General features: G+C 64.4%; 10 protein-coding genes. 6 read left to right on the forward strand and 4 right to left on the reverse strand.

Features of this window, described 5'->3' with window-relative positions; all coding sequences use genetic code 11:
- Positions 1-132: 132 nt before the first annotated feature.
- Both ACLBYD_RS27435 and ACLBYD_RS27440 read right to left on the reverse strand, forming a co-directional pair.
- A complete protein-coding gene (locus ACLBYD_RS27435; protein ID WP_447818909.1) occupies positions 133-1047 on the reverse strand; it encodes an NAD-dependent epimerase/dehydratase family protein in 915 nt (304 codons plus the stop codon).
- Positions 1048-1077: 30 nt separating this feature from the next.
- A complete protein-coding gene (locus ACLBYD_RS27440) occupies positions 1078-1893 on the reverse strand; it encodes an SDR family NAD(P)-dependent oxidoreductase (protein ID WP_447818910.1) in 816 nt (271 codons plus the stop codon).
- 159 nt (positions 1894-2052) lie between these two features.
- Between ACLBYD_RS27440 and ACLBYD_RS27445 the strand changes: the two genes are divergently transcribed.
- Both ACLBYD_RS27445 and ACLBYD_RS27450 read left to right on the forward strand, forming a co-directional pair.
- On the forward strand, positions 2053-2781 hold the full coding sequence (locus ACLBYD_RS27445) for an IclR family transcriptional regulator (protein ID WP_447818918.1): 729 nt from the start codon (positions 2053-2055) through the stop codon (positions 2779-2781).
- A gap of 288 nt (positions 2782-3069) precedes the next feature.
- Positions 3070-3276 (forward strand): hypothetical protein, encoded by a 207-nt coding sequence (locus ACLBYD_RS27450; RefSeq protein WP_447818911.1) that lies wholly within the window; start codon positions 3070-3072, stop codon positions 3274-3276.
- Between the two features lie 578 nt (positions 3277-3854).
- Here ACLBYD_RS27450 and ACLBYD_RS27455 read toward each other — a convergent pair.
- The gene (locus ACLBYD_RS27455) at positions 3855-4106 is read right to left on the reverse strand and encodes a hypothetical protein (RefSeq protein ID WP_447818912.1); all 252 of its coding nucleotides are present in this window, start codon (positions 4104-4106) and stop codon (positions 3855-3857) included.
- Between the two features lie 154 nt (positions 4107-4260).
- On the opposite strand from ACLBYD_RS27455, the gene ACLBYD_RS27460 reads away from it, so the two are divergent.
- The 4 genes from ACLBYD_RS27460 (at position 4261) to ACLBYD_RS27475 (ending at position 6681) form a co-directional block, all read left to right on the forward strand.
- Positions 4261-4728 (forward strand): hypothetical protein, encoded by a 468-nt coding sequence (locus tag ACLBYD_RS27460; protein ID WP_447818913.1) that lies wholly within the window; start codon positions 4261-4263, stop codon positions 4726-4728.
- Positions 4729-5006: 278 nt separating this feature from the next.
- On the forward strand, positions 5007-5177 hold the full coding sequence (locus ACLBYD_RS27465) for a cold shock domain-containing protein (protein WP_447818914.1): 171 nt from the start codon (positions 5007-5009) through the stop codon (positions 5175-5177).
- Positions 5178-5372: 195 nt separating this feature from the next.
- Positions 5373-5795 carry a low affinity iron permease family protein gene (locus tag ACLBYD_RS27470; protein ID WP_447818915.1) on the forward strand — a complete coding sequence of 141 codons (423 nt, stop codon included), beginning with the start codon at positions 5373-5375 and terminating at the stop codon, positions 5793-5795.
- Between the two features lie 277 nt (positions 5796-6072).
- On the forward strand, positions 6073-6681 hold the full coding sequence (locus tag ACLBYD_RS27475) for a GAF and ANTAR domain-containing protein (RefSeq protein WP_447818916.1): 609 nt from the start codon (positions 6073-6075) through the stop codon (positions 6679-6681).
- 342 nt (positions 6682-7023) lie between these two features.
- Here ACLBYD_RS27475 and ACLBYD_RS27480 read toward each other — a convergent pair whose 3' ends face one another.
- Entirely contained in the window at positions 7024-7800 is a 777-nt protein-coding gene (locus ACLBYD_RS27480; RefSeq protein ID WP_447818919.1) for a VOC family protein, read from the reverse strand.
- Positions 7801-7835 lie beyond the last annotated feature (35 nt).

Below are 7835 nucleotides of genomic sequence, written 5' to 3' on the forward strand. Positions count from 1 at the left end.
TCAGCGGATTTCGCGTATCGATCCCGCTGCGTGCAAGAGGCTGCGCCGACTTCTCGTGCACGCCGATGTCGCAACCGAAGTGACCCAACCCTGAAACCGAACAAGCGTCGGCCAGCGAGAGAGATCCCTGATTCAGCGACTGGCAGCCATGACAACCTCGACGAGTTCTTCCACGGCACGAGCACAATCGTTGCGATCGTATCCGAGAAGCTGCACCTCTTCGGCCGGAGGCTCGTAGGACAGCCGGTTACCTCTGCCCTGCACGATCGCAGCGTCGGGCAGGAACGGGTGCGAATCGTCACGCTCGGTGATGACGCGATTGCCGCGGGCAGCATCAACCATGAGCTGAAAAAACTCCCTGTACAACAGGTTCTGATCACCGACGAGGTACGCCCTGCCGGATTCACCTCGGTGCAGAGCACCGTGGATCGCCTGGGCGAGGGAGTGCGCCGACATGTAGTTGGTGCCGCCGGCGGGAGCGAAGTCCGGGATGGCCGGTTCGTTACCGGCCGCCCAGGACACCATTCGCCGGTAGCGGCGCGCCGAAGCGCCTGGTATCGCCCCGATGATCGAGGGCGGGTTGAGGGTGCACACAGTGAACGAATCGTCGGCCAACGCTCGCGCGCCCTCGTCTGCGGCCTGGCGTGCTGCCACGTAAGGGTTGGTGTCGGCGAAAGCCGGCTGCAGGTGGTGATAGTAGCTGCCGATCTGCACGAAGCGACTCACTCCGGCCTGCTTGGCGAGGGCGGCGAATCGGGGCACACCAACGCTTTGCGTCGTCTCCCAGAACGATGCGTCCTTGCCTCCGTCCGTGCGATGTCGCGGGTCCTGTCCGGCCGCGAAGACGATGCCGTCGAAACCCGCGAGTTGTTCCGATGTGAACGTGGGCACGGTGTAATCGCCGACGAGAAGCGGAAACTGGGCGACCGGAGAATCATCGGCCAGTAGTCCACGAGCGGCGACTGTGACGTCATCGCCGTGCTCGCGGAGAAGCAGTGCTGCGTGAGTGCCGATCATGCCGGTACCACCGAGGAGCAGGATCTTCATGTATTGCATCTTTCATAGTTGTGGAACGAATCAGGGGTTGCGGGGGCGATTGGTCCAACCGCCGGACTGTCGCGGAACCCACCCCCCACTCGAATGGGTACCGCCATCGACGTGGATCGTGCCGCCGGTGACGAAACGCGACAGGTCCGAGGCCAGGAACAGAGCCACACCAGCGACGTCCTCGGGTCGGCCAGGACCACCGAGCGGTGACCAGGTGGGCCACAGTGCTCGATCCTCGTCCGGCACGAGCCGGTCGTATGGAACCTGTACGGAATCGATGAGGTCCGGGGCGATCGCGTTGACCCTGATGCCGCCTGGTCCGACCTCAGCGGCGAGTGATCGAGTGAACTGCGTCAGCGCCGCCTTGTACGCGGAGTAGACAGCGTGACCGGGAATTGCCCGATGCGCCTCGACCGTGGTGAGGTTGATGATCGAACCGTGCCGGCGCTCGGTCATGCCTGGAAGTAGTACGTGCGTCAGGCGCAGGACGTGAGCAAGATTCACTTCGTGCAACTCGCTCCACAGCGACGGGTCGTTGTCGGCAAAAGGGTGCGGCGGCTGTAGATAGTGGCCGACGTTGTTGACGAGCACATCCGGTCGATGGTCGATGATCTCGGGGGCGCACGCAGCCGAACGGACGTCCCATTTCACCATTCGGATGGAGCCACCTGCGGCCCTGTCGAAGTCGAAGTCGGCACTCGGGTCGACGTCGACGACCAGGACGTCGGCTCCGTGTGCGGCGAACATCGTCGCTATCGATGCCCCGATCCCGCCGGACCCTCCCGTCACCAGAGTGCGCCGCCCCTGCAGTAGAGGTCCGGGACGCGAGCATACGGGGTTGGCCATAGGTGAAGTACACAGGAACCGAGGCTGTCCTCGACAGGTGTTTTCCCGGTGTCCGGAAGTTTGCCCATCGGCACTCTGCCGGGGTGCTACGAAGACGGTGAGGACGACACAGGAGACCGGATGCACATCGATGACCCGCAGACTGTTCCGAGAGGAACGATGCAGCGCACCGCGCTCATTCTCTCCGCCCTGGAGAACGCGGAACGCCTTACTCTGTCCCGAATCGTGGCTGCTACCGGATTGTCGCGCACCTCTGTCCACCGCGCGCTCGAACAGCTCGTCGAGCTGCGATGGGTACACCGCGACGGTATGAACTACCGGCTGGGGCTGCGCATGATCGAGCTCGGCGCCGCCGCCGCGCAACAGAACATGTTGCGACGAGCCGCTCTGCCTACTCTGCACCGACTGCACCGCACCAGTGGTTGCATCGTGCACTTGGGCATCCTCGACGGTGACGAGGCGGTCTATCTCGAAGCAGTCGGCGGCGGCGGGTCGGCCGCATCGAACTCGCGGGTAGGTAAACGGCTTCCCGCTGCTTCGTCCACTATCGGCAGGGCACTGCTGGCTGCGCAGGGCATCGATTCCCCCGAGGCCGAACGTGTGCGGCAAACCCGTCTGGTCTACGACCAGGAACAGTGCATGAAAGGATTCGGTTGCGTTGCAGTGCCTATAGGCCAGGTCGAAAGTTCGCAGGCGGCCGCGCTCTCGGTCTTCGGACCGTCCGCTCGCGTCGGTGACAGGCGCCTGTTGTCGTCAGCCCAAAGTGCAGCAGCAGAAATCTGGCGACGCATCCAAGCACCTCCACCGACGTCGCGGAGGACAAGGACATGGCAACGCGGAAAGGACGCCGCCACCCAGCCGTCACTGCAGCGTCACCCCTCGACATGACGTCCTTCGGAACAGGGGCGATCGTGAGCACGAGTTAGGCAGCACTCCACGGTGGAATGGCGTTGAGCTCGCTGAGCACCACGAGTTGCTACCCCGCCTGAAACCTGAGGTCGCAATCCGTCGCGGGGACGTACGCCGGCGCGAGCCATCTGCCGCTCGGCGCGCGGTCATAGCTGCCTCGAGTCGACCAGCGTCCAGGTCGAACACTGCCCTTTGTACGCTCTTACCAGCAAATACAAGATAAAGTAGATTTGCTCATCTAAGTTTGTACGCATCGATGGGGTGAGCATGGCCGAGGCATTGCAGAGTCTCTCCGCCGCGGTCACTTTGTTCCGCCGCGCCGACATCCGCCTTGCCTCCGGTTCCCTCGACGCCTGGGACCCGACCCTGCCCGACGGCCGGGAGCTGCCCAGCCGGGAAGGGGCCCGCAACCGACCCCGGCCGCGGCGCACGCACCGACCTGCGCACACCACGCCGGCGCACCCCGACCACTGACAAGCCGGACATTGCCAGGTAGCAGCCCATCCGGGACATGCCATCACCCCGGTTCAATGGACCTTTCAGAAGCAAAGTACTCCCGCCCAACACCCGTCGACCGGGAACCAATGAAGCCGAACGTCTCGTTATCACGGCGTCTCTCCGAGGTATCGCGCCGCCGACTAATTCACCGAGTGAATCCTGTGGAAGACGTGGCCAGGACGTGTGCGAGCGCATCAATAGCACACGCCGCTTTTATGCATGCGCATTCTCAAGTATTCGCCGTTGCCCCCGCAGTCGGAAAGTCGATACTCCATGCGGTGATCACCCCTTCTGCCGTCCGGGCTACGACGATCGGCCGACAGTGCCGGGAGGAGATCTGCCATGTCGGCGGGGCCGACATGGCAGATCTCCTCAGGGGCAGTGGAACTTTCGGGAAGAACCCTCCGATCTTCCCGGTCGGCCCCGGTCAGACCACGGTGTCGATCAGGTCCGCGCTGCCGGTCGACAGGGTCTGCAGGACGACATTGAAGTTCTCGATGAAAGCACTCAGGATCTCGGTCATCGTTTTCTCCTCGTGTCGAATCGACCCGGCCCTATTCGTCCCGGGTCGCCCGGACTTTCTGGACTGATATCTGGCTACCCACCGAAACAGATGAATAACCGCCATCCCGAAGAAAATAAGTGACCTGCTTCACAAATCTCGTACGATCGATATTTTTCCGACGCACCGACGCCTCTCCTTCAATCCACCTTTCGGCAAATGTTCCACCCCCCGGGATCAGCTTGACCGCAGTGCTGGTGACGACCTCGAGCGTGGACTCGAGATCGGCGTGTTCGTCGCCCATGGTGCGGGCAAACCTTCGATCTCGGCGTGCAGGTAACGCTCGAACGAGGCAGCATGCGCGTGGTCGGCGCGGCTACGGTCGGGACTGCCATGACGTCATACTCGCACCGGTTCCGTAGGCCACCGCATGACGTGCCGAGCAGCGGAATCAGCGAGTGCATCAGGGGTGGACCGTCGACGCCTCGGATTATGGGACCGACGAACGGGTACCGCTGCCGACAGCCGCGCCCGGCCCTGTGGGTCGGCGGGCGGTGAGGCGCCGCTGGTTCAACAGCGCAGCCGGCGGTGCCGCCTTTTCTCGACTGCACCGGGTGAAATCACGGGTGAGTTTCCTACTGGCCGGTAACAAGAGGTCGACGCGGGTCGTTACCCACGATGTGAACTGGATCTTCTGGCTGATCATCGTGTGGCTCGGGCTGTCCGCCTTCGTTGCCTTCGTTTTCGGTCGTGTCATCCGGATTCGCGAGGAACACGAGAGCCCGCTGCCACTCCACGACGTGGAGAGTGCGAAAACGTATGACCCCACGAGCCGGACCGTTCGTGCACAAGGACGTGAGGGCAGCCACTGTCGCGCTACCCCAATGGCCGGCCCGAGCGAGCAAATCGACGAAATCCGGCAGTGACGTTGTGCGCGTGCACTGTTGCACAAGAGGTCCGCCGGCCTCCCGCGGTGCCACGCCCTGGTGCCGGTCTCGTCGACCTCGACATCCGGGGCTGCGGCTCGGGGTGCTCGAGATCGCCTGAAATGACCGGCCGAGACGAATGAACAGCCGGTAACAGCAGAGCAGAGCGCACTCCTCCGTCGGCGACGATCGTTGCGCCGTCACCGAATGCCTTCTGCCCCGGAACCGAGCAGTGGCACTATCAGACATCGACTCGGAGGAAATCGAGGAAGGGCGTCGTGTCTGGGGCCCGCGGCGTGGTCAAGTGGTTCGACTGTGAGAAGGGCTTCGGTTCCATCACTCCCGACGATGGCCGCGTCGCGTTGTTCGTCGAGCACACCGGCATCGAGTGCAGCAACGACCGCGCCTTTCGGGACGGCCAAGAGAGGTGGAACTCGACGCGGGGTTGAGCCCGAACGGGCACCACGCTGCCGGGCACGCCGGCTGTGATCGGCACTTCCGCGCCGGTTCCGCGACATCGCACGCTCCCCCGTCGACCGGACGCCCAGCCCGGACCGAGAACACCGGAACGTTTCTCTAGCGAACGACCGGGTATGTGGTCCTCGACAGGCCCGACGGTCCGGGCCGCAAGGAGGTACCCAATCATGGTCGACCCATCCGGCCGCCGCGCCGAATCCCCTGTGACGCTGCCCTCCGAGGTGCGCGGACGGTTGTCGCTGTTCGACCGTTTCGCCACCCGCGCCGACACCCTGGTCTCCCGCGCAGCGTTCTTCGCCTTCTGCGTGCTGCTGGTGCTGGTCTGGGCACCGTCGTTTCTGCTGCTCGACAACATCGACACCTGGCAGCTGATCATCAACACTCTCACCACCATCGTCACGTTCCTTCTCGTCGCTCTGTTACAGAACACTCAGAAACGCGCCGACGATGCGATCCAGCACAAGCTCAACGCCATCGCCGACGGCTTGGCCGATCTGATGGCGCAGCTCTCCCGCGAACACCCCGGACTGCAGATCGACTGCGAGGAACTGCGGGCCGCGGTCGGACTCGAACACCGCGAAGGCGCCTGACCGCTTCCGCCTGGTGTGCTCGGGCCCAGGAGAATCACCTCGGACCGGTGTACCGCCGCATCCACGACGAGCGAGGGTCGATCCGGTCGGATACATCGAGTACGTCGAGCACGGGATGTACTGGTCGTCGGCCCCACCGAGTGGCCTGCCCGGTCTCAGGGGCATGCGCAGTGGGGGCCGACAGGGGAGGTTCGGCACGAGGGGCCGTCCGATCCGCCTCGAGGCGCAGGTGCGATCATGGCGGGACATCTCAGCGGTCACAGTGAAGGACACAGTGATGGAGCAGCCTCTCATCCCCGACTGTGATCACGCGAGCCTGATGCTGCGCCGCGGCAAACAGCACGTCACCGTGGCGGCCACCAGTGATATCGCTGCGCGCATCGACGAGCTCGAACGGCGACTCGGGCAAGGCCCCTGTGTGGACGCCATCGACGAACACCTCCCCCAGATCGACGCCGACCTGCGGACCGGAGCGTCCTGGCCCCAGCTGGCGCAGGAGGTGCTCGACACCACCCCGGTGCGCGGGATGATGGCCTTCCGCTTGCTCATCGACCGCAGCAAGGTCGGGGCTTTGAATCTGTTCTCCACCACCGCCGGTGCGTTCACCGCCGAGGCCGCCGGGCAGGCCAGTGTGCTGGCGGCGTTCGCGTCGGTCGCTGCCACCGCGGTCCATCGGGAACAGGACATCGCCTCGTTACGCACCGGACTGGTGAACAATCGCGAGATCGGCACCGCGGTCGGGTTGTTGATGGGACTGCAGAATCTGTCCGCCGACGAGGCGTTCGATGTGCTGCGCCGCACCTCGCAGCAGATGAACCTCGAGGTCGCCGAGCTGGCCCGCACCGTCCTCGACCGCCATCAATCCCGCCCGAGCCCTGACCGGTGAAGAAATGAGCTGTGCGATGAACAACCTCGATGCACACTCTTTCATCGGCAATGAACCGGCGAAAACGGTAAGCAGGTCTCGGTACCTCCGCACCGCACCGTCCCTACCTCAGAAGGCTGTGTCGATGCCACGGACGAGCATGAGATGCCGGACAGAAGAAGCCGTGATGCTACGCGGCCGCAACCGGGGCTGCCGAGGACCAACAATGGGTGATCCGGCGCTCGAACCCCGCCAAAATACAGGTACTTGGTGAAACGCCGCGCCGAGATGCACGATCACCGAACACTCGCTCGGCGCCACCGAGCACGCACCGACTGTCGGCGGGTAGCCCGACGGGAGCGCCTATCCCGGTACACCCCGCAGCGGGGAACCCACCGTGAACTTCGCACCGAACGGATCGGTGACCTCCGCGGTCCGCCCGTACGGCATGTCCACCGGATCGTCCGCGGTACCCCCACCGACCCGGGCCGCGGCGACGACCACGTCGGCATCGACGACCTGGAAGAGCGTGCCCCAGGACGACGCCGAGGCGGACGCATCGCCCACGATGCCGCCGATCTCGTGCCCATCCGGTCTGCGCAGAAAGGTGAAGTCCACGCCGGGCAGGTCGTCATTCCCATCCAGGGTGAAGTCGAACACCGCCGCGTAGAACTCCCGCGCCGGTCCGGGATTCGGGGTCACCAAGTCGTTGCGTAACAACGTGTTCGGCTCGTTCACGAGCTCGCAGCCAACGTGTGCCCGTCCCTGCCACAGGCCGAACTGCGCACCGGACGGATCCCGCACCATCGCCATCCGACCCTGGTCGGCGATGTCCATCGCCTCCGTCAGCAACGTGCCGCCCGCGGCCACGGACCGAGCGACCGTCGCATCGACATCGTCAGTCGCCAGATAGACGTTCCACCAGAACTCGGTCGCGCTCTCATCGAGATTCGGCATCAGCGCGGCAACCTTCTTACCGCCGAGCAGACACATCGTGTACCTGCCGTACTCCTCGGGACCGACGTCGAACTCCCACCCCAAGACCGACCCGTAGAAGGCCATCGCCCGGTCGAGATCCGGGATGCCCAGGTCGATCCAGGTGGGGGTGCCGAGAGGTTGATTCGTCGTGACCGCGCTCATCGCTGCTCCTCCGCCCGGTGGATACCCACTCGACG

The sequence above is a fragment of the Rhodococcus sp. C26F genome, assembly GCF_053345925.1.